This is a genomic window from Paraburkholderia acidipaludis NBRC 101816, assembly GCF_000684975.1.
GTDB classification, from domain to species: Bacteria; Pseudomonadota; Gammaproteobacteria; order Burkholderiales; family Burkholderiaceae; genus Paraburkholderia; species Paraburkholderia acidipaludis.
The window spans coordinates 1-25,435 of record NZ_BAXZ01000009.1 but is presented as its reverse complement, the minus strand read 5'-3'; the positions used below and the strand labels follow the sequence as shown (position 1 = coordinate 25,435).

The 25,435-nt window shown below is 65.6% G+C and carries 23 protein-coding genes; 12 read left to right on the top strand and 11 right to left on the bottom strand.

Annotation, left to right across the window (positions count from 1 at the left end; genetic code table 11):
- Positions 1–159: 159 nt before the first annotated feature.
- Genes BAC01S_RS11990 through BAC01S_RS11980 form a run of 3 tightly spaced genes read right to left on the bottom strand, consistent with a single transcriptional unit; the run spans position 160 to position 3,158 of the window.
- Positions 160–390, bottom strand: coding sequence for a DUF2783 domain-containing protein (locus BAC01S_RS11990; RefSeq protein WP_027794978.1), 231 nt, complete (start codon positions 388–390; stop codon positions 160–162).
- A 57-nt stretch (positions 391–447) separates the two neighbouring features.
- Positions 448–2,169 carry an FAD-dependent oxidoreductase gene (locus BAC01S_RS11985; protein ID WP_174442446.1) on the bottom strand — a complete coding sequence of 574 codons (1,722 nt, stop codon included), beginning with the start codon at positions 2,167–2,169 and terminating at the stop codon, positions 448–450.
- Positions 2,170–2,198: 29 nt separating this feature from the next.
- Positions 2,199–3,158 (bottom strand): MBL fold metallo-hydrolase, encoded by a 960-nt coding sequence (locus tag BAC01S_RS11980; protein WP_027794976.1) that lies wholly within the window; start codon positions 3,156–3,158, stop codon positions 2,199–2,201.
- Positions 3,159–3,457: 299 nt separating this feature from the next.
- Between BAC01S_RS11980 and BAC01S_RS31115 the strand changes: the two genes are divergently transcribed.
- From BAC01S_RS31115 to BAC01S_RS11965, 3 genes are read left to right on the top strand one after another with little or no spacing between them, the layout of a single operon-like run.
- The gene (locus BAC01S_RS31115) at positions 3,458–4,345 is read left to right on the top strand and encodes an IclR family transcriptional regulator (RefSeq protein WP_156954397.1); all 888 of its coding nucleotides are present in this window, start codon (positions 3,458–3,460) and stop codon (positions 4,343–4,345) included.
- Positions 4,333–5,163 (top strand): IclR family transcriptional regulator, encoded by an 831-nt coding sequence (locus BAC01S_RS31110; RefSeq protein ID WP_043202029.1) that lies wholly within the window; start codon positions 4,333–4,335, stop codon positions 5,161–5,163. Before BAC01S_RS31115 ends, BAC01S_RS31110 begins: the two co-directional genes overlap by 13 nt.
- Positions 5,164–5,214: 51 nt before the next feature.
- A complete protein-coding gene (locus BAC01S_RS11965) occupies positions 5,215–6,675 on the top strand; it encodes a cytochrome P450 (RefSeq protein ID WP_027794975.1) in 1,461 nt (486 codons plus the stop codon).
- Between the two features lie 18 nt (positions 6,676–6,693).
- Here BAC01S_RS11965 and BAC01S_RS11960 read toward each other — a convergent pair whose 3' ends face one another.
- The 3 genes from BAC01S_RS11960 to BAC01S_RS11950 form a co-directional block, all read right to left on the bottom strand.
- The gene (locus tag BAC01S_RS11960) at positions 6,694–7,569 is read right to left on the bottom strand and encodes a MurR/RpiR family transcriptional regulator (protein ID WP_027794974.1); all 876 of its coding nucleotides are present in this window, start codon (positions 7,567–7,569) and stop codon (positions 6,694–6,696) included.
- A gap of 60 nt (positions 7,570–7,629) precedes the next feature.
- Positions 7,630–8,691, bottom strand: a complete 1,062-nt coding sequence (locus BAC01S_RS11955) for an ABC transporter ATP-binding protein (protein ID WP_027794973.1) — start codon at positions 8,689–8,691, stop codon at positions 7,630–7,632.
- Between the two features lie 79 nt (positions 8,692–8,770).
- Positions 8,771–9,544 (bottom strand): SDR family oxidoreductase, encoded by a 774-nt coding sequence (locus BAC01S_RS11950; protein ID WP_027794972.1) that lies wholly within the window; start codon positions 9,542–9,544, stop codon positions 8,771–8,773.
- 347 nt (positions 9,545–9,891) lie between these two features.
- Here BAC01S_RS11950 and BAC01S_RS11940 point away from each other — a divergent pair, with 347 nt between their 5' ends.
- The 3 genes from BAC01S_RS11940 to BAC01S_RS11930 all read left to right on the top strand — a co-directional run bounded on the left by BAC01S_RS11940 (position 9,892) and on the right by BAC01S_RS11930 (position 13,052).
- Positions 9,892–11,124 carry an ABC transporter substrate-binding protein gene (locus BAC01S_RS11940; protein WP_027794970.1) on the top strand — a complete coding sequence of 411 codons (1,233 nt, stop codon included), beginning with the start codon at positions 9,892–9,894 and terminating at the stop codon, positions 11,122–11,124.
- A 177-nt stretch (positions 11,125–11,301) separates the two neighbouring features.
- Positions 11,302–12,210: a carbohydrate ABC transporter permease gene (locus BAC01S_RS11935; protein WP_027794969.1), complete on the top strand. Its 909-nt coding sequence runs from the start codon at positions 11,302–11,304 to the stop codon at positions 12,208–12,210.
- Positions 12,207–13,052: a carbohydrate ABC transporter permease gene (locus BAC01S_RS11930; protein WP_027794968.1), complete on the top strand. Its 846-nt coding sequence runs from the start codon at positions 12,207–12,209 to the stop codon at positions 13,050–13,052. The genes BAC01S_RS11935 and BAC01S_RS11930 overlap by 4 nt, the downstream gene beginning before the upstream one ends.
- 14 nt (positions 13,053–13,066) lie before the next feature.
- On the opposite strand, the gene BAC01S_RS11925 is transcribed toward BAC01S_RS11930, so the two are convergent.
- Together BAC01S_RS11925 and BAC01S_RS11920 are read right to left on the bottom strand one after the other, a co-directional pair.
- Complete coding sequence (locus BAC01S_RS11925; RefSeq protein ID WP_027794967.1) at positions 13,067–14,026, bottom strand: AEC family transporter; 960 nt, start codon at positions 14,024–14,026, stop codon at positions 13,067–13,069.
- A gap of 72 nt (positions 14,027–14,098) precedes the next feature.
- Complete coding sequence (locus tag BAC01S_RS11920) at positions 14,099–15,586, bottom strand: DHA2 family efflux MFS transporter permease subunit (RefSeq protein ID WP_407667925.1); 1,488 nt, start codon at positions 15,584–15,586, stop codon at positions 14,099–14,101.
- 182 nt (positions 15,587–15,768) lie between these two features.
- Between BAC01S_RS11920 and BAC01S_RS11915 the strand changes: the two genes are divergently transcribed.
- Positions 15,769–16,212: a MarR family winged helix-turn-helix transcriptional regulator gene (locus tag BAC01S_RS11915; protein WP_027794965.1), complete on the top strand. Its 444-nt coding sequence runs from the start codon at positions 15,769–15,771 to the stop codon at positions 16,210–16,212.
- A gap of 21 nt (positions 16,213–16,233) precedes the next feature.
- Here BAC01S_RS11915 and speB read toward each other — a convergent pair whose 3' ends face one another.
- The 3 genes from speB to BAC01S_RS11900 form a co-directional block, all read right to left on the bottom strand.
- Positions 16,234–17,196: an agmatinase gene (gene speB / locus BAC01S_RS11910; RefSeq protein ID WP_027794964.1), complete on the bottom strand. Its 963-nt coding sequence runs from the start codon at positions 17,194–17,196 to the stop codon at positions 16,234–16,236.
- A gap of 2 nt (positions 17,197–17,198) precedes the next feature.
- The gene (locus tag BAC01S_RS11905; protein ID WP_027794963.1) at positions 17,199–18,689 is read right to left on the bottom strand and encodes an aldehyde dehydrogenase; all 1,491 of its coding nucleotides are present in this window, start codon (positions 18,687–18,689) and stop codon (positions 17,199–17,201) included.
- A gap of 96 nt (positions 18,690–18,785) precedes the next feature.
- The gene (locus tag BAC01S_RS11900) at positions 18,786–19,337 is read right to left on the bottom strand and encodes a cupin domain-containing protein (RefSeq protein WP_027794962.1); all 552 of its coding nucleotides are present in this window, start codon (positions 19,335–19,337) and stop codon (positions 18,786–18,788) included.
- Between the two features lie 421 nt (positions 19,338–19,758).
- Here BAC01S_RS11900 and BAC01S_RS35560 point away from each other — a divergent pair, with 421 nt between their 5' ends.
- The 5 genes from BAC01S_RS35560 to BAC01S_RS11880 all read left to right on the top strand — a co-directional run bounded on the left by BAC01S_RS35560 (position 19,759) and on the right by BAC01S_RS11880 (position 25,120).
- Positions 19,759–19,983, top strand: a complete 225-nt coding sequence (locus BAC01S_RS35560; RefSeq protein WP_084168570.1) for a hypothetical protein — start codon at positions 19,759–19,761, stop codon at positions 19,981–19,983.
- Positions 19,984–20,294: 311 nt separating this feature from the next.
- Positions 20,295–21,104 (top strand): gamma-glutamyl-gamma-aminobutyrate hydrolase family protein, encoded by an 810-nt coding sequence (locus BAC01S_RS31105; RefSeq protein WP_043202028.1) that lies wholly within the window; start codon positions 20,295–20,297, stop codon positions 21,102–21,104.
- A 30-nt stretch (positions 21,105–21,134) separates the two neighbouring features.
- Positions 21,135–22,469, top strand: coding sequence for a glutamine synthetase family protein (locus BAC01S_RS11890; protein ID WP_027794961.1), 1,335 nt, complete (start codon positions 21,135–21,137; stop codon positions 22,467–22,469).
- An 18-nt stretch (positions 22,470–22,487) separates the two neighbouring features.
- Positions 22,488–23,921, top strand: a complete 1,434-nt coding sequence (locus BAC01S_RS11885) for an aspartate aminotransferase family protein (protein ID WP_027794960.1) — start codon at positions 22,488–22,490, stop codon at positions 23,919–23,921.
- A gap of 77 nt (positions 23,922–23,998) precedes the next feature.
- A complete protein-coding gene (locus BAC01S_RS11880; protein ID WP_027794959.1) occupies positions 23,999–25,120 on the top strand; it encodes a polyamine ABC transporter substrate-binding protein in 1,122 nt (373 codons plus the stop codon).
- Positions 25,121–25,435: the final 315 nt, after the last annotated feature.

Genomic DNA, 25,435 nt, shown 5'->3' with positions numbered 1-25,435 from the left:
CCGTGCTCTTTAATCATTACGCATGGGTGGCGATACGGTAAGCACCGCGAAAGTCACGCGAAAGCGCGAGGAGGAAAGGTAGGACGAAAAGGAGGCTGCATGACCCGCCCTCGCTGGCCGTGCGTATCAATCACACATCAAGCGCGGATCAAGCATGGATCAAGCAGCCAGCTTGCCGTCCGCGCCATTCGACGAAGGGGCGACCACGCCGCCGCGCGCATAGCGGATCGCTTCCATGAGCGCCTCGTGCTCGCCCACGTGATTGGCCAGCAGGAGAATGAGCTGCGCGTTGGCGGATTGGCTCTGCGCTTCGTCCAGATCGCGATGCATGTCGATCAGCGCTTCGTAGAAGTCGTCGGGACGCGTGAAGTTCGGTTGGGTGTTGAGCATGCTTGTCTCCTGCCTGTTGTCGTTGCACTGGCCGCCCGCTCGCGCGGCGGCCGGCCGTCATGCCGTGCCTTGCACGCACAGCGCCCGCTTGAGGGCGTGCGCAAGACGATCCGTGTCGACACGCCGCCAGCGCGCGCATACGTGCTGGTCTGGACGAATCAGATAGAACGCCCCCGCCTCGGCATCGTAGCGTTGTGCCGCGAGCCCCTCGCCGTCACGCAGGATCGTTGCGGAGCCTGGCAGTCCCGAAGGCACGGCGCCCTCGCCTTGCACCACCGCCACGATTTTTGCGGGAACAGGCCCATTCGCGAGCGATTCGAGCGACGCAATCGTTTGCGCATCCAGAACCGCGCCCGCCGCACAAAAAACGAGTCCCGTGAAGCAGTCGCCGAGTTGCGCGAGCAGCCAGGCTTCGCGGCCTTGCACGTCTATGACCGGCGCATCGGCGCAGGATGCGCCCGGCACCATGCGTCCGACGAATGCGTCTTCGTCGGCCGTGTTGAGCGACGACTCGCTCAGCACCGCGGGCACCGAAAGCCGCCCGCTGTTCACGAGCTGGCGTGCGAACGCATGTTCGCGCGCGAGTGTCAGCACGGCGTCGCGGAACACGCGGCTCACCGCACTCTTCGGCGTGATGAAGTCGGTCGAGCGCGTGGAGTTGCGGATGTTCTCGTCGGCCGCGTACTCGCGTTCGCTGGCATAGGTGTCGAGCAGCGCATCGGGCGCGCGGGCTTCCAGCACCGCCGCAAGCTTCCATGCCAGATTCTCCGCGTCCTGGAAGCCGCTGTTCGCGCCGCGCGCGCCGAACGGCGAAACGAGGTGGGCCGAGTCTCCCGCGAACAGCACGTTGCCGTGCCGGAAACGGTCCATGCGCAAACACGAAAACGTATAGATGCTCACCCACTCCAGCTCGAACTTCACGTCCGGCCCCAGCAGCGCGCGCACGCGCGGAATCACGCGCTCGGGCGTCTTCTCCAGCACGGGATCGGCGTCCCAGCCGAGCTGGAAGTCGATGCGCCAGACGTTGTCGGGCTGACGATGCAGCAGCACCGACTGGTTCGGGTGAAACGGCGGATCGAACCAGAACCAGCGTTCGGTCGGGAAATCGGCCTCCATCTTCACGTCGGCGATCAGGAAGCGATCCTTGAACGTGCGGCCGTGGCTATCGAGGCCCAGCAACTTGCGCAGCGGGCTGCGCGAGCCGTCCGAAGCCACCACGTAGCGCGCCAGCAGCTCGTAGGGGCCGTCGGGCGTCTCGACGGTCAGCGCCGCATGCGCGCCCTCCGTGCCCGGCGTGCCGCGCTGCGCGAGCCCCGTCACCTTGCTCTTCCAGCGGATCTCGAGATTCGGCAGCTCGCGGGCGCGCTCCAGCAGAAAGCCTTCCACGTAGTACTGCTGAAGATTGACGAAAGCCGGACGATGATGCCCGCTCTCGGGCAGCAGGTTGAAGGTGTAGACCAGCTCGTCCTTGCGGAACACCTTGCCCACGTTCCAGCTCACGCCCTTTTCGACCATGCGCTCGCCGCAGCCGAGCCGGTCGAAGATGTCGAGCGAGCGCTTCGAGAAGCAGATGGCGCGCGAGCCGGTGGAGAGCGTGCAGTCGTCGTCCACCAGCACGACGGACACGCCCTGCTGCGCGAGGTCGATGGCGGTTGCGAGCCCCACGGGCCCGGCGCCCACCACCGCTACGGGATGCAGGCGCTTATCGGCGCCCTCGGCACCCGCACCCTGTTCGTCGCAGCGCTCGTACTCGAACGTCAGCGCCTGATAATCGATCATCGTTATATCTCCTGCCATGTGGCCGTGCCTCAATCCTGCAGCGCGTCCCACATCTCCTTGTCGCGCTGCGCGGTCCAGATGCGCGGATGCGTGATGCCGCTCGCCTCGTCATAGGCGCGCGAAACGTCGAAGGGCAGGCAGTGCTCGTAGATGAAGACATGGCCGAACTTCGGGTCCATCGCCTCGCGCGTGAGCGCCATGGACTGCTTGAGGTCGAGCTTGCGTTCCACGGCCTTGCGGCCCTGGGCGAGCAGCGTCGTCACGAAGTCCTTCGTATAGTCGAGGCCCTTGTCCACTTCCGCCGGCGTGAGGAGCGCGGGGCCGCGGCCCGGCACGAGCTTTTCGGGCTTGAGCGCGCGCAGCGCTTCGAGCGTGGCGGGCCAGTCGGCCAGCTGCGCGTCGCCGCAATAGCACGCCGCGTCGTATTCCACGAGGTCGCCCGAGAACAGCACCTTCTGCGAGGGCAGCCACACCACCGTATCGCCCTTCGTATGGCCCGAGCCCAGGTGCGCGATTTTCACTTCGAGCTTGCCGAGGAACAGCGTGATTTCCTTCTCGAACACGAGCGTGGGCCACGTGAGGCCCGGCACGGTTTCCACGCCGGCGAAGAGGCGCGGGAAGCGCTCGATTTCCGACTTCATGTCGGCCTCGCCGCGCTCGACGATCATCTCGTACGTGCCGCGGCTCGCGACGATCTGCTGCGCGCCCTCCTTGAAGTACGCCGAAGCGCCCAGCACGCGCACCGCGTGGTAGTGCGAGAGCACGACGTATTTGATGGGCTTGTCGGTGACGCTGCGGATCTTCGCGATGAGGTCCTGCGCCATGGCCGGCGTCGCGGTGGTGTCGACGATCAGCACGCCGTCGTCGCCGATGATGACGCCCGAATTCGGATCGCCTTCCGTGGTGTACGCGTACGCGTTTTCGGAAAGCTGCGTGAACGTGACCTTTTTCTCTTCGAGGTCGGCCTGGGATGCGAACGCCTTTGCCATCGTGAGTCTCCGTATCGTGGGACGTGAGGGGACGCGGGGCGAGGGCGCGGGGCCGATCGTGCCGGGACGCGGAAGTGGCAAATGCCACTGGCAGCGTGCCGGCCGGTGTGTGTCTCGCCCCGTGTTGGATTGAATGAACGGTTGTTCTGCCGGGGTGAGGCCATATTAGGCCCTCCTGTTTTTGTTTGTCAATAGCGAATACACTCGCTATTGTTTAATGAGACGGCGAAACTAGCGTGGCGGGCCGTCCGCGCAGGTTGTTCAGTTACCATGTGCCCTTTTTGAATCCGAGAACCGCTGTGAACCGACGTCGCAACGAGCGCGCGAGCCTGACCGAGCCCCCCGGCGACACTGGCGCTCGGGCCGCCGCGCGCACCCAGCGCGGCATCCAGAGCGTGGAGGTGGCCGGCCGCCTGCTGCGCGCGCTCGCCGACGCGCGCGCGCCGCTCGCGCCCGGCGACCTCGCGGCGAGCGGCGAGTTGCCGTCGAGCCAGGCGCACGCGTATCTCGTGAGCCTCACGCGCCTTGGGCTCATCAAGCGCGACTCGCTCTCCGGCCGCTACGAGCCGGGGCCGCTCGCGCTGCGCCTCGGCCTGCTGCATCTCGGTCAGCAGCGCGCGCTGCGCGAGGCGGTGCCGCAGGCCTCGGCGCTGGCGCAAACGCTCGGCTGCAGCGTCGCGCTGTGCATCGCCGGGCCGCAGGGACCGACGATCGTGCGCTACGAGCATGCCAGCCTGCCGCTGCACGTGAACCTGCACGTGGGCACTGTGATGTCGCTGCCGGCCACGTCCACGGGCCGCGTGTTCTGCGCGTTCCTCGCGCCCGATGCCCTGCGGGCGATGTGGGCCGGCCAGAGCGCGCAGCCGGTGTGGCGCGGCACGGCCAACGCCACCGCCGCACCGGCCACGGCCCATCCGGATGCGCCGGACGCCGCCCTCACCGCCATGTTCGAGGCCATCCGCGCGCGCGGCTTCGACTACGGCGTCGACGCGCCCAGCCCCGGTGTGAGCAGCGTCTGCGTGCCCGTGCGCGGCCGCAATGGAGAGCTGGCGCTCACGCTTACGGCTATCGGCGCAAGCGGCGCGCTCGACGTCCGTGCTAACGGTGCAGTCGTGCGCGCGCTGCGCGAAGCCGCCGGCGAGATCGGCGCGGCCGCTTTTCCATCGACACAGCCATGCCCCGAGTAAGCCAGCAAGCCGCGCAGGAAGCGCCCGCGGACAAGCCGCAACGCGGCATCCAGTCGCTCGACGTGACGGGCGAGCTGCTCGCGGCGCTCGTCGCGGCGGGCACGCCGCTCGCGCTGCGCGACCTCGCGGCCGCAGCGGGCATGGTCCCCGCCAAGGCGTTTCCGCATCTGGTGAGCCTGCAGAAGATCGGCCTTCTTGCCCGCGACGCGGCGGGCCGTTACGAAGCGGGCCCGCTTGGCCTCGAACTCGGTCTCATCGGCCTCGCGCGCCTCTCGCCCGTGCGCGAAGCCGACGCCGAGCTCGTGGGCCTCGCCGCCGCCACCGGCATGAGCGTCGCGCTGGCCGTGCCGGGGCCGCTCGGCCCGACGGTCGTGCGGCTCGAAGAATCGGCGTGGCCGCTGCACGTGAGCCTGCGGCCCGGCACGGTCATGTCGATCGTGCACACGGCGATCGGCCGCGTGCTGGCTGCCTGGCTCGACGACGAAGTGCGCGCCGAACTGCTCGCGCAGGACGCGCTGCGGCTTGCCGGTGCGCGCGAGGGCGACGGTGAAACGCCAGCGTACCGCGAGCGGCTCGCGGCGATCCGCGCCACGGGCATCGACACGGCGCTCGACAAGCCCGTGCCCGGCATCAGCACCGTGGCCGCGCCGGTCTTCGATCACACGGGCAACGTGTGCCTCGTGCTCGCGCTGATGGGCCCCTCGGGCATCATGGAAACGGCCAGCGAATGCCCGCCCGCGCAGGAGCTGCTGGCCGCCGCGCAACGGCTCTCGCGGCGTTTCGGGTATATGGAGGGCGCGGCCGCCACGCCGCTATAATCGCCCTCGATTCGTGTGACCCGACACGGCCCAAGCCCGAGGACCCCATCCATGAGCACGGCATCCGCCGGACCCCGCACGACGCCGCGGACCATCGCCGACCTGCCCTGTCCGCGCGGCCTGCCGCTCATCGGCAACCTGCTGCAGCTCGCGCCGCCGCGGCTGCACCGGATCCTCGAAGACTGGGCCGAAGAACTGGGTGCGCCGTATCGCTTCGAAGTCGCGGGCGTGCCCATCACGATCTGGACCGATACCGAACTGATCCAGGGCATCATGCGCGAGCGGCCGCACCGCTATCGCCGCTATCAGCCCATCGAAGCGGTGTTCAGCGAAATGGGCTTCAACGGCCTCTTCTCCGCCGAAGGCGCCACCTGGGAACCGCAGCGGCGCCTCGTAATGCAGGCGCTCTCGGTCCCGAACGTCAAAGCCTTCTACCCGACGCTCGCCGACATCGCCGCCCGTCTGCGCGCACGCTGGCTGCGCGCGTCGCAACGCGGCGAGACCGTGGAAATGGTGGAGGACCTGAAGCGCTATACCGTCGACGTCACGAGCGCGCTGGCCTTCGGCGACGACCCGCGCACGCTCGAACGCGATCAGGGCGTGATCCAGGAGCATCTGGCGCAGATCCTGCCGGGCGTGATGTCGCGCACCAACGCGCTGTTCCCCTGGTGGCGCTATGTGAAGCTGCCGCGCGACCGCAGGCTCGAAGCGTCGCTGGCCGAGGTGCACCGCTACGTGCGCGCCACGATGGCGCGCGCGCGCGAGCGCATGCGCGACGATCCCCCGGAAACGCCGCGCAACCTGCTCGAAGCGATGCTCGTGCAGCAGCAGGAGCCCGGCTCGACGATCACCGACGCGCACATCGCGGCGAACGTGATCACGCTGCTGCTGGCCGGCGAGGACACCACGGCCCACTCGATCGCGTGGACCATGCCCTATCTCGCCGCCGATCCGGCGCTGCAGGCAACCCTTGGCGACGAAGCCCGCCGCGTGCTGGGCGAAGCCCCCGTGTGCCCCGATTACGCGACGCTGAAAGACCTCGACCTCTTCGAGGCCGTCTGCATCGAAGCGACACGCCTGCGCCCCGTGGCCTCGATCCATTCGTTCGAGCCGCTGGAGGACGTGGTGGTGGGCGGCGTGGCGCTGCCGAAGGGCACACGCATGTTCTTCCTATCGCGCCCCGCCATGCTCGACGAAAAAAATTTCGCCGACCCGCAACGCTACGATCCCTATCGCTGGCTGCGCCGCCAGGAGCATCAGGAGTACGAGGGGCAAGAAGGCGAGCCGCGCGGCGCGCACGACGTGCGCGCCTATCTGCAGTTCGGCGCGGGACCGCGCGTATGCCCCGGGCGGCATCTCGCGACCGTGGAGATGCGCCTCGCGCTTTCGATGTTGATGAAGGAATTCCAGGTAGAACTGATGATCGACCCTGAGAAAATCACCGAGGTCCAGCAGTTCACGATGGTGCCGGACACCATGCCGGTGCGGCTCGTACCGCGCGCGGCAGCCTGAGCCGCCTCAGTTACCCCGTCAGGTATCGTCGCTCGCCACTTCGGGCGTTTCGCCGTCGCTGCGTGCCTGCGCGTCGCGCATCTTCTCCAGCGTCTTCGGCTTGAGTCCGAGCGCCACGCCTATCGCGAGCGCGTCGATCACCGCCAGATGCGCGAGGCGCGCGACGCCCGGCGCCTGCGGCTCGGTGGCCGGCGGCACGCGCAGCAGCAGCGGAATGTCCACGATCCAGGCCAGCCGCGAGCCCGCATTCGTAAGCGCGATGGTGGTCGCGCCGCGCTCCTTCGCGATCTGGATGCTCTCGTTCACCTCCACGCTGCGGCCCGACTGCGAGATCGCGAACGCCACGTCGCCGGGCTCAAGCAGACCCGCGTAGAGCCGTTGCAGATGCGCGTCCGTGAACGCGCTCGCGGCAATGTCGAGCTGCAGCAGGCGCAGCGCGGCATCCTGCGCCACGAGCCCCGAACCCGCGCCCACGCCGAAAAAATAGACGCGCCGCGCACTGCCCAAGGCCGCCATTGCCGCTTCGAACACCGCGGGGTCGAGCGAAGCGCGCGCGAGCGTCATGCCCTGCACGACCGATTCGGTCACCTTGTCGAGCAGCGTGCCAACGGCGTCGCCGCTTGCCACCTCGGCCGACGCCGCCGCATACGGCAGGCCGCCCGCCGCGCTCTGCGCGAGCCGCATCTTGAAGTCGCGCAGGCCGTGCGCGCCCACCGCGCGGCAAAAACGCGTAACCGAGGGCTCCGAAACCTCGGCCCGCTGCGCGAGTTCGGTAATGCTCGCGCGCATCGCAAAGTCGATGTCGGCAAGCACCATCTCGGCGACTTTGCGCTCCGCGGGTCGCAGCGACTCGGCCACGTTGCGGATGTGATGAATCAGGTTGGAGACCGGCAAGCTCAATATCCCATGGATTGACCGATGCGCCCGACGCTCAGTGTCGTATTCAGTTCAGTCTCAGTCGAGCCGCTTGCCGCTTTCGGTATCGAACAGATGCAGGTGCGCGAGAGGCAAACCGAGTGTCATGCGCCGCCCCGGCTCGACCTGCGGCCGGGCGCGCGTGGTGACGCACCAGGTGGAACCGCCTATTTTCCCGTACAGGTGGGTCTCGGCGCCAGTCGGCTCGATCACCTCGACGTTGAACGGCACGTCGCCGCCCGCCTCGATATGCTCGGGGCGAATGCCGAGCGTGACGTTCGCGCCCGCTTCCGCCTTGCCCTCGGGTATCGCAATGCGCACGCCGTCGTCCAGCACGAGCGCCGTGCCGCGTGCGTCGCTCATCACCTTGCCCGTCGCGAAGTTCATCGAAGGCGAGCCGAGGAAGCCCGCCACGAACAGGTTCGCGGGCTTGTCGTAGAGATCGAGCGGCCGGCCGATCTGCTCGATGCGGCCCGAGTTCATCACGACGATCCGGTCGGCCATCGTCATCGCCTCGATCTGGTCGTGCGTCACGTACACCACCGTATTGCGCAGCCGCTGGTGCAGCGCCTTGATTTCGGTGCGCATCTGCACGCGCAGCTTGGCGTCGAGATTCGAAAGCGGTTCGTCGAAGAGGAAAAGCGAGGGCTCGCGCACCACCGCACGCCCCATCGCCACGCGCTGGCGCTGGCCGCCCGAGAGCGCGCGCGGCAGGCGCTCCAGGTAGTTCGAGAGGTTGAGCATCTTCGCCGCCGCCTCGATGCGCGGCTTGAAGCCTTCTTCGCGCTCCTTGCGAATGCGCGGGCCGAACGCGATATTGTCGTACACCGAAAGATGCGGATAGAGCGCGTAGCTCTGGAACACCATCGACACGTTGCGCTGCTGCGGCGGCAGATGGTTCGCGCGCGCGCCGCCGATGGTGAGCTCCCCCCCGCTGATGTCTTCGAGACCGGCGATCATGCGCATGAGCGTGGTCTTGCCGCAGCCCGACGGGCCGACCAGCACGACGAACTCGCCGTCCTCGATGTCGAGGTCGACGCCGTGCACGACCTGGGTGTCGCCGTAGCGCTTGTAGATGCCGTTCAGTTGTACTGCTGCCATGCTGTCCTCGTTCGCTGGTTGCGCTCTCGTGCGCGTATTGGCGTTTGTTTGTGCGTGTGTGCCGGTTCGGAATCCGGCTTCAGAGCGGATCGAGCGTCAGCTCGTTGGCCATCATCCGGTTGCCGGCCATGAGACCCGCGTCCACGGGCAGCGCGACGCCCGTGATCACGCGCGCCTGCGGCGAGGCGAGAAACTGCACGGCGTCGGCAATATCCTCCGGCTCGGCCACGTCGCCTAGCGGATACCATTTCTTCAGTTCTTCGAAGATCTGCGGATGCTGGTCGACGCGCTTTTGCCACGCGGGCGTCTTGACCGTGCCCGGGCAAACGAGGTTCGCGCGGATCCCGTACTGGCCCAGCTCGATCGCAAGGGCTTTCGTGTAGCTCACGAGCCCGGCCTTCGCCGCGCTGTAGGCCGGATGCCCGAGCGCGCTGAGCCCGTTCACCGAGCCGATCATCACGATCGCCCCGCGCCGCCGCTCGATCATGGACTGGCGCACCGCCTCGATCGTGTAGTACGTGCCGTTCAGGTTCAGGTCGACATCGCGCCGCCACTTCGCGGCGTCGGTATGCGCGAGCGTCGTGCCGAGCGCGCCGCCCGCGTTCGCCACGACCACGTCCACCGAACCGCGCGCGGCCACGCCCGCCGCAATGGCGCCTGTCACGGAACCGTCATCGCTCACGTCGGCCACGAGCGGCTCCAGCCGGCTCGCGCCGAATTCGGTTACGAGCGCCGCGACGCCCGCCTCGTTGCGATCGAGCGCGAGCACCGTATCGCCCGCGTCGAGAAAGCGTTTGCACAGCGCGCGGCCTATGCCGCCGCTCGCGCCCGTCACCAGCACCACCCGGCTCATCGTCGGCTCTCCGAAAGAATCCACCCACCAGGTCCGCCAGCCATGCCGTCGAACCTGTAAATTTCCAACAGACTCGCCGCGTGAAACGCAGCGACATTCGGGTTACATTCGGGTTAACACGCACGGCGCAAACTATTGCAGCGCATGAATTTTCCCGGTTTTACAGCATGTTAGGCAAGATGCGAAGGGAAAAACAATATCGCGTTTCCCAGGTGACAACGCTTTTTTCATCCTGTAGGATTTTTTCAAACAACGCAACCCGGTAGCCGTGCAGCGACCACTGCAACAACTGCGGCGGCGGCAGCAAGAACCTGAACCAGCCAGGAACAACCACAAGGAGAGACAGCATGTCGTTTCAGCAACGTGCAACCACCACGCTCGGCAAGCTCGCCGCCGCGCTCGCATTCGCGGGCCTGGCAGTCGCGGCGCATGCCGATACGGTCCGCGTGACCGTCGCGCACTACAGCGACGCCACCGCTCCGTACTTCGAAAAAATGGCCAAGGAGTTCGAGGCCGCCAACCCCGGCACCACGATCAAGATCGAAGACGTGAACTGGGACTCGCTGCAACAGAAGCTGCAAACGGACATCTCCGGCGGCGCCAACGCCGACCTCGCGATCATCGGCACGCGCTGGCTGCTCGACTTCGTGAAGGACGACATTGCCGAGCCGCTCGACGGCTACATGGACCCGAGCTTCAAGGCCCGCTTCATCGGCCCGTTCCTCGCCCCGGGTGAAATCAACGGCAAGATCTACGGCCTGCCGATCGCCGCTTCGGCTCGCGCGCTGTACTACAACAAGGACATGCTCGCATCGGTTGGCTATCCGAACGGTCCGAAGACCTGGAACGACGTGATCGACGCCTCGAAGAAACTGAAGGCCAAGGGCATTGCCGGCTTCGGTCTGCAAGGCAAGGAAATCGAAACCGACGTGTACTTCTACTACGCGCTGTGGACCAACGGCGGCGAAGTGGTGGGCAAGGACGGCAAGGCGGCGTTCAACTCGCCGGCGGGCATCAAGGCGGCCACGCTGTACAAGACGATGATCGACGAAGGCCTCACGGAGCCGGGCGTGACGGGCTACAGCCGCGAGGACGTGCAGAACCTCTTCAAGCAGGGCCGCGTGGCGATGATGATCTCGGCGCCGTTCCTCGCGAAGCAGCTGAAGAAGGAAGCCCCGAACATCAAGTACGGCATCGACCCGATCCCGGTGGGCACGACGCCGGCCACCTACGCGGTGACCGACTCGATCATGATGTTCAAGAACTCGAAGGTGAAGAAGGAAGCCTGGAAGTTCCTCGACTTCCTGTTCACGAAAGAGCCGCGCGTGGAGTTCACGAGCACGGAAGGCTTCCTGCCGACCACGAAGGCTGAAGCGACCGACCCGGCCTTCCAGGATCCGGACACGAAGGCCTTCGTCGCGCTGCTGCCGCACGCGAAGTTCGCGCCGACCGTGACGGGCTGGGAAGACACCGCCAAGGCCGTGACGAACGGCATGCAGTCGATCTACCTCGGCAAGGCCAAGCCTGCCGATGCGCTGAACCAGGCTGCCGACGAAGCGAACAAGTCGCTCGGCAAGTAAGCCCTGCCTGAAAGCGGCTCGGGGCGCGCAGCATGACGCGCGCCCCGAGCCGCCGGGTGCCTGGCCGTAACGACAGGCAACGACATGACTTCCGGTCCCATGAAACACCCGGGCCAAGCGCAGCCCGCCGGTCAGGCGGCCGGCGGCGCTCCCGGCCAAACCCGCGAACCCAACCGCATGAGCCGCTCCAACCGTGCCGTCGTCGCGCCCCGCGCGCCTTGGCTTCTGATCGTGCCGAGTCTGGTGCTCGCGCTCTTCATCATCAGTTATCCGATCTTCAACATCGTGTTCTATTCGCTGCACGATGTTTCGCGCTTCGGGCAGATCCGCGACTTCAGCGGCCTGCAGAACTTCTATAACGTGCTGAGCGACCCCGTGTTCCTCTCCGCGCTGAAGAACACCATCGTCTGGACCTTCTTCGTGGTGGCCGGCACGGTGCTGATCTCGGTGCCGGTCGCGCTCGTGCTCAATCAGGACTTCTACGGGCGCGGCGTCGCGCGCACGATCATCATGCTGCCGTGGTCCGTCTCGCTCACGATGACGGCCGTGGTGTGGCGCTGGGCCTTCAACGACGACTACGGCATGGTCAACGTGACGCTGCAGCGCCTTGGCGTCACCTCGGGACCGATCCACTGGCTCGCGACGCCCGAATACGCCTTCCCCGTGGAGATCGCGGTGGGCATCCTCGTGTCGATTCCGTTCACCACCACGATCCTGCTGGGCGGGCTCTCTTCGGTGCCGGGCGACATCTACGAGGCCGCGCGCATCGACGGCGCCAGCGCCTGGCAGCAGTTCCGCCAGCTCACGCTGCCGCTCCTCAAGCCGTTCATCAACATGACGATTCTGCTGAACGTGATCTACGTGTTCAACTCGTTTCCGATCATCTGGGTCATGACGCAAGGCGGCCCCGACGACAGCACCCACATTCTCGTCACTTACCTCTACGAACTGGGCTTCAGACTGGGACGCCCCGGCGAAGCGGCGGCGGTTTCGCTCGTCATGCTCGTGATCCTGTTCGCGTTCTCGGTGGCCTATCTGCGGCTGCAGGCAAAGCGTGGAGGCAGCGCGGAAGGAGACCTCGCATGAACAGCAAACTCAAACGCTCGCTCCTCTGCTGGCTCGCGCTCTCGCCGCTCGTGATCGCGGTGCTGTTTCCGTTCGCCGTGATGTTCTTCACGTCGGTCAAGCCCGCCTCCGAAGTGTTCGTCTATCCGGCGCGATGGCTGCCCATGCACTGGCGCTGGCAGAACTACGTCGACATGTGGGAAGCCGCGAATTTCGGTGTCGCGCTGCGCAACAGCATCGAAGTGAGCGTGTGCTCGACCGCGCTCGCGCTCGCCGTAAGCCTGCCTGCCGCCTATGCGCTCGCGCGCTTTCCGTTCCGCGGCCGCGGCCTCTACCGCCAGTTCCTGCTCGTCACGCAGATGCTCTCGCCCATCCTGCTCGTCGTGGGTCTGTTCCGGCTTGCTGCGATGATTCCCTGGGGCGACGGCAATCTCGTCGATTCGAAGATCGGCGTGATCGTCTCCTATGCGGCGTTCAATATCGCCTTTGCCGTGTGGATGCTCTCGTCGTATTTCCAGACCGTGCCGCGCGATCTCGAAGAGTCGGCATGGCTCGAAGGCTGCAGCCGCACGGGCGCCGTGTTCCGCGTGTTCCTGCCGCTCGCGGTGCCCGCGGTGGTGGTGACGGCGATCTTCACGTTCATCAGCGCGTGGAACGAGTTCGCGGTGGTCTATACGCTGATCCGCTCGCCCGAGAACAAGACGCTCACGGTGCAGGTCACCGACATGGTGGCCGGCAAGTACACCGTCGAGTGGGAACTCGTGATGGCCGCCACGCTCGCCGCAACGCTGCCGGTTTCGGTGGTGTTCGCCTGGCTGCAGCGGTATATGGTGAAGGGGCTCGCGCTGGGCGCGGTCAAGTAAGGCGGATTACGCTCTCAGCCTCCGTGCCGCAGATGCAGCAACAGCAGCGTGAGCGTCACGAGCGAGCCCACCGTGGAATGCAGGATGGTGCGCGACGTGACGCGCGCCTCGCGACGGTAGTACTCGGCCAGCATGAAGGGCCCCGTGCCCGTGGGCAGCGCCGCGAGCAGCACGGCCATTTGCACGAGCGGCGCCGGCAGCGCGAACACGCGCCCGGCGAGCCACCAGGTCAGCGCCGGCTGCGCCACGAGCTTCGAAAGCGTGAGCCACCATGAGGATTCGCCTTTCTCCATCGTCTTGCTCGCGGTTGCCTCATTGCCTCGTTCCGCCAGAAAAAGCCCCAGGCTCACGAGCGCGCACGGGCTCGCCGCGCCGCCCAACAGCTTGAGAAAGGTCTCCGCGCTCCCGGGCAGCGTAACGTGTGCGCCCGCAACGATCGCGCCCAGCGCGGGCGCCACCAGCAGCGGATTGCGCAGCAGCGAGCGCACGACCTTGATCGCCAGGTGGTGCGGGCGCCGCTCGCTTTGCAGGCCCGTTTCGATCAGCACGATCGCGATCGCAAACAGCACGCAGACCACGAGAATCGTCGCGATGGTGGTAGGCGTGAGGCTCGACGGGCCGAACGCGATCAGGCACAGCGGAAAACCCACGTAGCCCGTGTTCGGATAGGCGGCGGCGAGGCCGTCGATGCTCGCGTCCGCGAGCGGGCGGCGCAGGACGAGCCGCACGCCCACCACGGCCGCGAATACGATGAGCGACGCACCGCCGAACGCCGCAACGAAGGCGGGCTGAAAGAGCTCGTGCCAGCTTGCGTGCGCGAGGATGTGAAAGAGCAGCGCCGGCAGCGCGAGCCACACGACGAAGCGGTTCAGTTCAGAGGCGGCAGCCGGCCCGAGCACGCCGAAGCGGCGACACGCAAAGCCCGCGAAGATCAGCCCGAATACGGGCAGCAGAATGGATACGGCGGAAAGCATGAGACCCGGTGTGGCAGGCGCGCATGAGCGGCGCGCGTTGAGAGACAAAGATGGATACGTGGTGGCGGACGGCTAATCCATCGCGGCATGGCCCGCGTCGGCACCCGCGCTGCCGCCCGAAGGCCGGATCAGCACGAGCAGCGGAATCACCAGCAGCGTCGCGACGAACATCATCTTGAAGTCGTTCAAATAGGCGATCATCTGCGCCTGCTGCGTGATCGACTGGTTGAGCACCGCGAGATCGTAACGCGAACCGGACGAAAACATCGCCTGGAAGGCAGGATTGAACGGCGTGACGTTCGCGGCGAGATCCGAGTGCGCGACCTGGGTGCCGCGCGTAACGAAGGTCTGCACGATCGAGATCCCGATACTGCTGCCGATGTTGCGCATCAGGCTGTAGGTGGCCGTGCCGTCCGCGCGCAATTGCGGCGTGAGCGTGGAGAACGTGAGCGCCGAAAGCGGCACGAACACGAAGCCGAGCCCGAAGCCCTGAACCACGCCCGGCCACACGATGTCCGAGGCCGAAAGCACGATCGTGTACTGCATCATCTGCCAGAGCGCATACGCGGACACCACGAAGCCGAACAGCAGCAGCGCGCGCGCATCCACGTACTTGAGCATGCGCCCGGCGATCAGCATGGCGACCATGGTGCCCGCGCCGCTGGGCGCGGTAACGAGGCCCGTGGTGGCCACGGGATAGCCCATCAAGCCCTGCAGCATGGGCGGCAATAGCGCACGCGTGGCGTACAGCACCGCGCCGATCACGAAGATGAAGAACGTGCCGGTGGCGAAGTTGCGGTCCTTGAGCAACTGGTAGCGAAAGAACGTGCCCGGTCCCGAGCTGGCCGTATGCACAACGAAGAACGCGAAGCTGAGCACGGAGACAAGCGTCTCGATGCGGATCTCCATCGAGCCGAACCAGTCGAGCTGCTCGCCGCGGTCGAGCAGCGCCTGCAGCGCGCCAATCGCCAGCGCGAGGGTGGCGAAGCCGAACATGTCGAAGCGCGCCTCGCGCGCCGGCTCGCGCGTGGGCATGAAGGTCGAAACGCCGAAGAACGCGAACGCGCCGATCGGCACGTTGATGAAGAACACCCAACGCCAGTTGTAGCTATCCGTAAGCCAGCCGCCGAGCGTGGGGCCCAGCACCGGGCCCACCATCACGCCCATGCCCCACACGGCCATGGCCTGCCCCTGGCGGTCGCGCGGGTTGATGTCGAGAAGAATCGACTGCGAGAGCGGCACGAGCGAAGCGCCGAACACGCCCTGCAGGAGCCGCGAGGCAACGATCTCGCTGAGCGTCTCCGAAAGCCCGCAGAGCGCGGACGCCAGGGTGAAGCCGGCGATCGCCACGCCCAGCAGTTTTTTCACGCCCATCCGGTCGGCCAGCCAGCCCGTGAGCGGCGTGGCGATGGCCGCGGCGACGATATACGAAGTGAGCACCCACGTGATCTCGTCCTGCGAGGCGGCCATCGAGCCCTGCATGTGCGGCAGCGCGACGTTGGCGATCGTGCTGTCGAGCGTCTGCATCAGCGTGGCGAGCATGATCGAGAGCGTGATCATGCCCCGGTTGAGCGGCGCGGCCTGGCCGCCCGGCGCGACTGCGGTCATCGTGTGAGAGACGGAGCGTGTGGGAGATAATAAGCATGCTTATTATACGGATCGAGACCCGCGATGCAATCAGGAGATCGACTCAATCCACGCCCAACGCAACCTGGCCGCCCCCGCCTCCGTATAATCCCGCCATGGCTACCGACCTCGAACAGCGCTTCGGCTTCCTGATTGCCGAAGTGGGCCGGCTCTACGGCAAACGCTACGACGACCTTGCGAAGTCGTCGCTCGACCTCACGCGCGCGCAGTGCCGGATCATCGCGTACCTCGCGCATTACGGCGACATGAACCAGGTGAGCCTCGCGCAGCGCCTGGAGGTGGCGCCGATCTCGGCGGGGCGGATGCTGGAAAGACTGGAGGAAAGCGGCTGGGTGGTGCGCACGGCGAACCCGAACGACCGCCGCGAACTGCAGGTGGGCCTCACGCCGAAAGCCGAAAGCGTGCTTGCGGCCGCGCGCCGCGTGGGGGACGAGGTGCAGGCGGAAGCCCTCGCGGGCTTCACGCCTGAAGAAGCCGAGCAGTTCAGCCAGATGCTGCAGCGCGTGCGCGGCAACCTGGGACCGCTCGTGGAGCGCTAGAACGCCGACCGATACGCGGCCTTACTTGCCCGCCATCTTGCGCTGGCGCCACAGGCACAGCAGATCGCACGCAATGTGCGCCGCCGCGATCGCGGTGATCTCGCTCTGGTCGTAGGCCGGCGCCACTTCCACCACGTCCGCGCCGATCAGGTTCACGGCTTCGAGCCCCCGCACGATCGCGAGCGCCTGCGCCGACGAAAGCCCGCCGGGCACCGGCGTGCCGGTGCCCGGCGCGAAGGCCGGATCGAGGCAGTCGATGTCGAAGGTCAGATAGGCCGGGCGCTCGCCCACGATCTCGAGAATGCGCCGGCGCACGGCCGCCGGGCCGTGCTCGTGCACCCACGCCGCGTCGAGGATATTGATGCCGAGAAAGTCCTCGTTCCAGGTCCGAATGCCCACCTGCACCGAGGTCTTCGGATCGATCAGCCCCTCCTTCACGGCCTTGTAGAACATCGTGCCGTGATTGAGGCTGTCGGGCGAGTCGTCGGCCCAGGTGTCGCAATGCGCGTCGAAATGGATCAGCGAAAGCGGCTTGCCATATTTCTCCGCATGAGCGACCAACAGCGGATAAGTGATGAAGTGATCGCCGCCGAACGTGAGCATCTTCGCGTTCGAGCGCAGGATCGTGCGCGCGTGCTCGACGACGGCGGGCTTGATCGAAAGCGGATTGTGCGCGTCGAACCAGCAGTCGCCGTAGTCGGTCACGGCAAGCGTGTCGAACGGGTTGAAGCCCCACGGGTACGGGTACAGTTCGGCGAGCTGCACGCTGGCCGCGCGCACGGCGGAGGGGCCCAGGCGCGCGCCGGAGCGGAACGTGGTGGCGAGATCGAGCGGCACGCCCGACACGACTACGTCCACGCCTTCGAGTTCGCGCGTGTAGTTGCGCCGCATGAACGACAGCACGCCGCCGTAGGTGTTTTCGATGGAGGAGCCGTAGAGCGACCGGCGACGGATCGCGCCGTCGCCATGAAGGGTATCGGTCATGTTCAGCGCAGCCGCACGAGCGTGGATTTCAGTTCGGTGTACTTCTCGAGCGCGTGCAAGGACTTGTCGCGGCCGTTGCCCGATTCCTTGAAGCCGCCGAACGGGAAGTTCATGTCGCCCCCTTCGTCGTAGCAGTTCACCCATACGGTACCCGCGCGCAGGCGGCGCGAGATCTCGTGCGCGTTGGTAAGGTTCGCCGTCCAGACGGCAGCCGCGAGGCCATAGTCGCTATCGTTGGCAATGCGAACCGCTTCGTCGATCGTGCTGAACGTGATGACCGAGAGCACCGGCCCGAAGATCTCTTCGCGCGCGATCTTCGCATCGTGATGCGTGTCGAACACGGTCGGCTCGATGTAGTAGCCGCCGCTTGCCTCGTTCACGCGCTCGCCGCCCAGCAGCAGCTTCGCCTCCTTGCGGCCCGCCTCGATATAGGAAAGCACGCGCTCGAGCTGGATCTTGTCGACGATCGCGCCCATCGAGACCTTCGGGTCGAGCGGATTGCCAGGCACGTAGTTGCGCGCGGCTTCCACGAGCTTCGCGAGGAATGCGTCCTTGATGTCGCGATGCACGAGCAGACGCGAGCCGGCCGTACACATCTCGCCCATGTTGTAGAAGATCGCGCCGGCCGCCGCGTTGGCGGCGCGGTCGAGGTCCGGGCAGTCCGCCAGCACGATGTTCGGCGACTTGCCGCCCAGTTCGAGCCACGTGCGCTTGAGGTTCGACTGACCCGCGTACTGCATGATCTGCTTGCCCACACCGGTCGAACCCGTAAACGCGATGCAGTCCACGTCGCGATGCAGCGCGAGCAGCTTGCCGGGCTCGCCGCCGCCAGGCAGCACGTTGAACACGCCCGCCGGAATACCGGCTTCGTGCGCGAGCTGGGCGACGCGAATGGCCGTGAGCGGCGACTTTTCCGAAGGCTTGAGCACGACGCTATTGCCGGCCGCGAGCGCCGGGCCGAATTTCCACGAAGCCATCAGGATCGGGAAATTCCACGGCACCACGGCCGCCACCACGCCGATCGGCTCGCGCGTGACGAGGCCCACGAGATGATGGTCGGCCGGCACCACTTCGCCGCCCACCTTGTCGATCGCCTCGGCAAACCATTCCACGCAGTACGCCGCGCCCGGCACGTCTACCGTGGTCGTGTCGCCGATGGGCTTGCCCGCGTCGAGCGTCTCCAGCAGCGAGAGCTCGTCCAGGTGCTCGTGCATAAGCGCGGCCCAGCGCAGCAGGATGGCCTTGCGCGCGCGCGGGTTCAGGCCCGCCCACACCTGCGCTTCGAACGCGCGGCGCGCGGCGGCCACGGCCGCATCCACGTCGGCGGCGCCGCAGTCGGCAACGCTCACGAGCACGCGGCCGTCAATCGGGCTCACGCAGTCGAACGTGCGTCCCGAGTACGCGTCGCGGTACGCGCCGTCGATGAATGCGCGGCCTTCGATCGAGAGCGTTGCAGCCTTGTCCTGCCAGTAAGCGAGAGTTTTCTTTTCCATCAGGATGCCTCAATGTTTTTGCGGTTGGGTACGACGGGCCGGGCGCACCGCGTTGTCATGGCGACTCGCGGCGGCTCGCGGCCAGGGTGGGCGCGATCAGAAAGTGGGCGGCGAGTTCGCCGACACCACTTCGCAAACCTGATCTTCGCTCGGATTGCGGAAACGGTGCGGAAGGCGGCTTTCGAAGTAATAGCTGTCGCCGGGGTCGAGCAGCCAGGTCGTGCCGTCCACGGTCAGCTCGATCTGTCCTGACACGACGATGCCGCCCTCGTGGCCCGCGTGCGTAAGCATTTCGGGGCCCGTATCGGCGAGCGGCTGATACACCTCGCGCAAAATCCCCATATTGCGGTCTTTCACGTTCGCGCCCACCAGATAGAACTCGATGGACGCGTTGCCGAGATTCGGCATCTCGTCGCGCCGCGAGACCACGCTGCCGCCTTCGCTCAGGTCGAACGTGAAGAACTCCGCAAGACTCATGGGTATGCATTCGAGCAGTTTCTTCAGCGACCCGACCGAGGGGCTGACCCGGCTTTGCTCGATCAGCGAGATCGCGCCGTTGGTAACGCCCGCGCGCTTGGCAAGCTCGCGCTGGGACAGACCATATCGCTTGCGGACGTAGCGCAGCCGCGTAGCGACTTCGGTGGAGATCGATGCAGACTCGGACACGTTTCAGGAACCGTAGACGAAAGGGCGCGCACGCAGACCCGGCGCGGACGTGTTGAATATTCTAATCAGTTGGCTTTTTTTTCTGTTGGTACAAACCCCTGTAAGCCATTAGAAATATACAGAATGGCGCGCACAGGTTCCGTGCATCAGCCTTTTTGTTGGGGAACTCGGGAAAGTGCTGACATAAAAAGCGTAAAAAATAATTGACGCCCATTTTGGCTCGTATATGCTGAACCACAGGTCGGAAGTCATGAAAGTTCCCGCCGCCAGAACGCAGTGCAGCAAAGCGTTTAGCGATGCAGAGGACATCTGGCACCGGCCGCGTTCCGGTCGATTCGGTATTACCGTTTACGCTTTATTGACCGGAACGCCCATGTTCAACGTCACCCAGTCGAGTGCAATTGTGAGAGTCCGTGGCCCTCTGGTCAGATGGGATCGAAGTCATGCGAGGTGTCTTCGCAGTGACTCGGCCGCCATCGCCGATGGCAGTAGCGGCAGGCTTGCTTCTCGCCTGCTTCTGTCCATCTTCACGATACTGTCCCGCCGGTCGGTACGGCGTCATAACGCCGTCTCCGCACGCGCCTTCATCGCCGTCCACACGGACGAAGTCGCGTCGCTGCTGCCCTAGCGCCTCTCCTTCCTGCGCCGTTCGTTTTCGTCGATCGCATGCGTGGCCACGCGCCGCCGCTCGCGAGCGAGGTGGCCGTGCGCGTCCGAACCGGGCTGCGCTTCCGGTCTGGCCACATCGCACTACGAAACGAACCGCCTACATGATCTGTACGCGCAGCGCGATGCGTTAGCTACGCTCCCGCTGCAAACCAGGTTGCGGCCTTGCCTCGTGCAGGGTTGCAAGGTCATGTCACGCCCGCGGCATCTCTGCCCTATCCGTTATACCGGTTATTGGCGTATTGCCCGGGTCAAGGAAGTCAAACTTTAGCTATGCGAATGAAACCCCTGATCGGCGTCACCGCCGACCGAACCATGGTGGGATCCCACGCGTCGCACACGACGGGCGAGAAGTACATCGCCGCAGCGGTGGACGGCGCCGGCGCACTCGCGCTGGTGCTGCCCGCGCTCGGCGAGCGCCAGGCCACGGCCGACGTGCTCGACGCCGTCGACGGGCTGCTCTTCACGGGCAGCTACTCGAACGTCGAGCCGCACCGCTACGGCGGCACGCCGAGCGAGCCGGGCACGCTGCACGATCCGCACCGCGACGCAACCACGCTGCCGCTGATGCGCGCCGCGATCGAGGCGGGTGTGCCGGTGCTTGCGATCTGCCGCGGCTTCCAGGAAATGAACGTGGTGTATGGCGGCACGCTGCACCAGCAAGTGCATAACGTGGAAGGGCTCAACGATCACCGCGAGAACAAGGCCGATCCGCTCGACCAGCAATATGGTCCGGCGCACGCCATCGCGCTTGCTGAAGGCGGCATGCTGCAGCGCTTCCTGCAAGGCGCCCACGAGGCGCGCGTCAACTCGTTGCACGGGCAAGGCATCGACACGCTCGGTGCGGGGCTCATTGCCGAAGCGTATGCGCCCGATGGCCTGATCGAAGCCGTGAGCGTGGCGAACACACCCGCCTTTGCATTGGGCGTGCAGTGGCATCCCGAGTGGAAGCATGCTGAAGACGCCCTTTCCACCGCTATTTTCCGTGCCTTCGGCGAGGCTTGCCGTGCACGCATGCTGGCCCGAATACCGGGCGGGGCCGACCGGCAGCACGCCGCGGCGCCTCGCGCCGCCCACGCCTGAGCCGGCCCGCACCAGACAGAGAGAACGAACATGCATGAAATCGAAGAATTCCTGAAGAAGCACCACATCACCGAAATCGAAGCGATCATCCCCGACATGGCGGGCATCGCACGCGGCAAGATCATTCCGCGCAGCCGGTTCGAATCGGGCGAATCCATGCGGCTGCCCCAGGCAGTCATGATCCAGACCGTGACCGGCGATTATCCGGAAGACGGCAGCCTCACGGGCGTCACCGACCCCGACATGGTCTGCGTGCCCGACCCCTCGACCATCCGCATCATTCCGTGGGCCGTCGATCCCACGGCCCAGGTGATTCACGACTGCGTCCACTTCGACGGCACGCCGGTCGAAATCTCGCCGCGCCGCGTGCTGCGCCGCGTGCTGGAACTCTACGAAGCGAAGGGCTGGAAGCCCATCATTGCGCCGGAACTGGAGTTCTACCTCGTCGACATGAACAAGGACCCGGACATTCCCCTCGCGCCGCCCATCGGCCGCACGGGGCGTCCGGAAACGGGCCGCCAGGCGTACTCGATCGAAGCGGTCAACGAATTCGACCCGCTCTTCGAAGACATTTACGAGTACTGCGACATTCAGGACCTCGAAGTGGATACGCTGATTCACGAGGTCGGCGCCGCGCAGATGGAAATCAACTTCATGCACGGCGAACCGCTGGGCCTCGCCGACCGCGTGTTCCTGTTCAAGCGCACGGTGCGCGAAGCCGCGCTGCGCCACCACATGTACGCCACGTTCATGTCGAAGCCGATGGAGAATGAACCAGGCTCGGCCATGCACATACACCAGAGCCTCGTCTCCGCCGAAAGCGGCCAGAATCTCTTCACGGGCGCGGACGGCAAGGCCACCGACATGTTCTATGCGTACATCGCCGGCCTGCAGAAGTACACGCCCGCGCTGATGCCGATCTTCGCGCCGTACATCAACTCGTACCGCCGCCTCTCGCGCTTCATGGCCGCGCCGATCAACGTCGCATGGGGCTACGACAACCGGACGGTGGGCTTCCGCGTGCCGTACTCGTCGCCGGCCGCGCGCCGCGTCGAGAACCGCATCCCGGGCGTGGACACGAACCCGTATCTCGCGATCGCCGCCACGCTGGCCGCGGGCTACCTCGGCATGACGCAGCACCTCAAGCCCACCGAGCCGCTGCTCAGCGACGGTTACGAGCTGCCGTACCAGTTGCCGCGCAACCTCGAAGAAGGCCTCTCGCTGATGAGCGCGTGCGAGCCGCTGAAGGACATCCTCGGCGAGAAGTTCGTGCGTGCGTATCTGGCGCTGAAGGAAACCGAATACGAAGCGTATTTCCGCGTGATCAGTTCGTGGGAACGCAAGCATTTGCTGCTGCACGTGTAACCAGCAAGGAGACAAGCAATGAGCTACCGAATCGACGCCCCCGCCGGCCTGGTGCAACCCGCGCCGACGACGCTGCGCGCTCAGGCCCAACGCTCGACGGCCGAATACCGCGCGCTCGACGCCGCGCACCATATTCATCCGTTCTCGGACATGGGCTCGCTCAACCAGGCGGGCAGCCGCGTGATCGTGAAAGCCAAAGGCGTGTACCTTTGGGACTCCGAAGGCAACCAGATCATCGACGGCATGGCCGGCCTCTGGTGCGTGAACGTGGGCTACGCCCGCAAGGAGCTTGCGGATGCGGCCTACAAGCAGCTCCAGGAGCTGCCGTACTACAACACGTTCTTCAAGACCACGCACCCGCCCGTGATCGAACTTTCGGCGCTGCTGGCCGAAGTCGCGCCGGACCCGTTCAACCACTTCTTCTACTGCAACAGCGGCTCCGAGGGCAACGACACGGTGCTGCGCATCGTGCACCAGTACTGGCTCACGCAGGGCAAGGCTTCGAAGAAGGTCGTCATCTCGCGCAAGAACGGCTATCACGGTTCGACCATTGCGGGCGGGACGCTGGGCGGCATGGGCTACATGCACGAGCAGATGCCCTCGAAGGTGGAGAACATCGTCCACATCGACCAGCCGTACTTCTTCGGCGAGGCCGAAGGCAACATGACGCCCGAGGAATTCGGCCTCGCGCGTGCGCAGCAGCTCGAAGCGAAGATTCTCGAAGTGGGCGCGGAAAACGTCGCCGCCTTCATTGGCGAGCCGTTCCAGGGCGCGGGCGGCGTGATCTTCCCGCCCTCGACCTACTGGCCGGAAATCCAGCGCATTTGCCGCAAGTACGACGTCCTGCTGTGCGCCGATGAAGTGATCGGCGGTTTCGGCCGCACAGGCGAATGGTTCGCACACCAACACTTCGGCTTCGAGCCGGACCTCATCACGATGGCCAAGGGCCTCACGAGCGGCTACGTGCCGATGGGCGCGGTAGGCCTGCATGACCGCGTGGCCAAGGCGATCATCGAGAACGGCGACTTCAACCACGGTCTCACGTACTCGGGCCATCCGGTGGCGGCTGCCGTCGCCGTGGCGAACCTCAAGATCCTGCACGACGAGAAAGTCATCGAACGCGTGAAGACGGACACCGGTCCGTACTTCCAGCAGCGCCTGCGCGAAACCTTCGGCAACCATCCGATCGTCGGCGACATCTCGGGCGTGGGCCTCGTGGCCGGCATTCAGCTCGCCGAAGATCCGAAGGCGCGCAAGCGCTTCGCGAACGGCGGCGACGTGGGCACGATCTGCCGCGACTTCTGCTTCAACGGCAATCTCATCATGCGCGCGACGGGCGACCGGATGCTGCTTTCGCCGCCGCTCGTGATCACGCGTGCCGAGATCGACGAAATCGTGTCGAAGGCGAAAAAGGCCATCGACGCAACCGCGCAACAACTGGGTTTCTTGTAACACCACTTGTCCGGTCCGGCGGCGCGTTACGGGGTAAGGACGCTGCCGGTCCACCTTCACCTTCAGGGGAAAACAACATGAGTGTTTGTCATCTTCGTCATGCGGTCGCGGCAGCTGCCCTGGCCCTGTGCGCAGGTCTTACTGCCACTTCGAGCCAGCAGGCCCAGGCGGCGGACGACGTTCTGAACGTCTATAACTGGTCCGACTACATTGCGAAGGACACGATCCCCGATTTCGAGAAGCAGACGGGCATCAAGGTCAAGTACGACAACTACGACAGCGACGACACGCTGCAGGCCAAGCTGCTGGCCGGCAGCTCGGGCTACGACATCGTCGTGCCGACGTCGAACTACATGGCCAAGCAGATCCAGGCCGGCGTGTACCAGAAGCTCGACAAGTCGAAGATCCCGAACCTCTCGAACCTCGATCCGGTGCTCATGCACATGATCGCGGACGCCGATCCGGGCAACCAGTACGGCGTGCCCTGGGCGTTCGGCACCGACGGCATTGGCTACAACGAGGAAGCGATCAAGAAGGCGCTGGGCGACAACGCCCCGGTGGATAGCTGGTCGCTCGTGTTCGATCCGCAATACCTCTCGAAGCTGAAGGGCTGCGGCGTCTCGTTCCTCGACCAGGCCGTGGACGTGTTCGCCGCCGTGCTGCAGTACATGCACAAGGACCCGAACAGCACGAACCCGGCCGACTACCAGGCTGCGTTCGAAGTCCTGAAGAAAGTCCGCCCGTACATCACGCAGTTCAACTCGTCGGGCTACATCAACGACCTCGTGAACAACGACATCTGCGTGGCCGTAGCATGGTCGGGCGACGTCGGCATCGCACACCGCCGCGCCGAGGAAGCGCACCGCTCGTACACGCTCAAGTTCACGAACCCGAAGGAAGGCGGTCTGCTGTGGTTCGACGTGATGGTCGTCCCGAAGGATGCGCCGCACCCCGAAGCCGCGATGAAGTGGATCAACTACATCGAAGATCCGAAGGTCAACGCGCAGATCACGAACGAAGTGTTCTACCCGACCGCCAACAAGGCGGCTCACCAGTTCGTGACGCCGGCCGTGGTTCAGGATTCGACCGTGTACCCGCCGGAAGACGTTCTGAAGAAGATGACGCTGATGAAGCCGATGCCGGCCGATATCCTGCGTCTGGAAAACCGTCTGTGGGCACAGCTCAAGACGGGTCACTGATCTGGCAGCAAACCCCTGAAGGAGAGTGAAGGAGACAGTGTGCCGGAGGGATCGCTCGACCCCTCCGCGCCATAAGCCGTAGTCCGAAGTCCGGTTGCGCGCGCCGCGCCCTTTTCCCCTGACGGCACGCGCAACCCCCAACGATCTCAGTTCGCAGTACTTATTTCGCGAGTCGCGTCATGCGCCCCGTGCGGGACCGTTCGCGCCTGCGATCAGACAGGAACCAAGGTTACATCATGAAATCGACGCCACAAGTCAACGCCAATCCGGCCGCGGGTGCATCGGGCACCAGGGCCACCACCAACGACGCGTTCG

What these genes read in the sequence shown, in the direction of transcription:
- BAC01S_RS11990 (WP_027794978.1), bottom strand. Translation starts at nt 390, where the DNA reads ATGCTCAACACCCAACCGAACTTCACGCGTCCCGACGACTTCTACGAA.
- BAC01S_RS11985 (WP_174442446.1), bottom strand. Translation starts at nt 2,169, where the DNA reads ATGATCGATTATCAGGCGCTGACGTTCGAGTACGAGCGCTGCGACGAA.
- BAC01S_RS11980 (WP_027794976.1), bottom strand. Translation starts at nt 3,158, where the DNA reads ATGGCAAAGGCGTTCGCATCCCAGGCCGACCTCGAAGAGAAAAAGGTC.
- BAC01S_RS31110 (WP_043202029.1), top strand. Translation starts at nt 4,333, where the DNA reads ATGCCCCGAGTAAGCCAGCAAGCCGCGCAGGAAGCGCCCGCGGACAAG.
- BAC01S_RS11965 (WP_027794975.1), top strand. Translation starts at nt 5,215, where the DNA reads ATGAGCACGGCATCCGCCGGACCCCGCACGACGCCGCGGACCATCGCC.
- BAC01S_RS11955 (WP_027794973.1), bottom strand. Translation starts at nt 8,691, where the DNA reads ATGGCAGCAGTACAACTGAACGGCATCTACAAGCGCTACGGCGACACC.
- BAC01S_RS11950 (WP_027794972.1), bottom strand. Translation starts at nt 9,544, where the DNA reads ATGAGCCGGGTGGTGCTGGTGACGGGCGCGAGCGGCGGCATAGGCCGC.
- BAC01S_RS11940 (WP_027794970.1), top strand. Translation starts at nt 9,892, where the DNA reads ATGTCGTTTCAGCAACGTGCAACCACCACGCTCGGCAAGCTCGCCGCC.
- BAC01S_RS11935 (WP_027794969.1), top strand. Translation starts at nt 11,302, where the DNA reads ATGAGCCGCTCCAACCGTGCCGTCGTCGCGCCCCGCGCGCCTTGGCTT.
- BAC01S_RS11930 (WP_027794968.1), top strand. Translation starts at nt 12,207, where the DNA reads ATGAACAGCAAACTCAAACGCTCGCTCCTCTGCTGGCTCGCGCTCTCG.
- BAC01S_RS11925 (WP_027794967.1), bottom strand. Translation starts at nt 14,026, where the DNA reads ATGCTTTCCGCCGTATCCATTCTGCTGCCCGTATTCGGGCTGATCTTC.
- BAC01S_RS11920 (WP_407667925.1), bottom strand. Translation starts at nt 15,586, where the DNA reads ATGATCACGCTCTCGATCATGCTCGCCACGCTGATGCAGACGCTCGAC.
- BAC01S_RS11915 (WP_027794965.1), top strand. Translation starts at nt 15,769, where the DNA reads ATGGCTACCGACCTCGAACAGCGCTTCGGCTTCCTGATTGCCGAAGTG.
- speB (WP_027794964.1), bottom strand. Translation starts at nt 17,196, where the DNA reads ATGACCGATACCCTTCATGGCGACGGCGCGATCCGTCGCCGGTCGCTC.
- BAC01S_RS11905 (WP_027794963.1), bottom strand. Translation starts at nt 18,689, where the DNA reads ATGGAAAAGAAAACTCTCGCTTACTGGCAGGACAAGGCTGCAACGCTC.
- BAC01S_RS31105 (WP_043202028.1), top strand. Translation starts at nt 20,295, where the DNA reads ATGCGAATGAAACCCCTGATCGGCGTCACCGCCGACCGAACCATGGTG.
- BAC01S_RS11890 (WP_027794961.1), top strand. Translation starts at nt 21,135, where the DNA reads ATGCATGAAATCGAAGAATTCCTGAAGAAGCACCACATCACCGAAATC.
- BAC01S_RS11885 (WP_027794960.1), top strand. Translation starts at nt 22,488, where the DNA reads ATGAGCTACCGAATCGACGCCCCCGCCGGCCTGGTGCAACCCGCGCCG.
- BAC01S_RS11880 (WP_027794959.1), top strand. Translation starts at nt 23,999, where the DNA reads ATGAGTGTTTGTCATCTTCGTCATGCGGTCGCGGCAGCTGCCCTGGCC.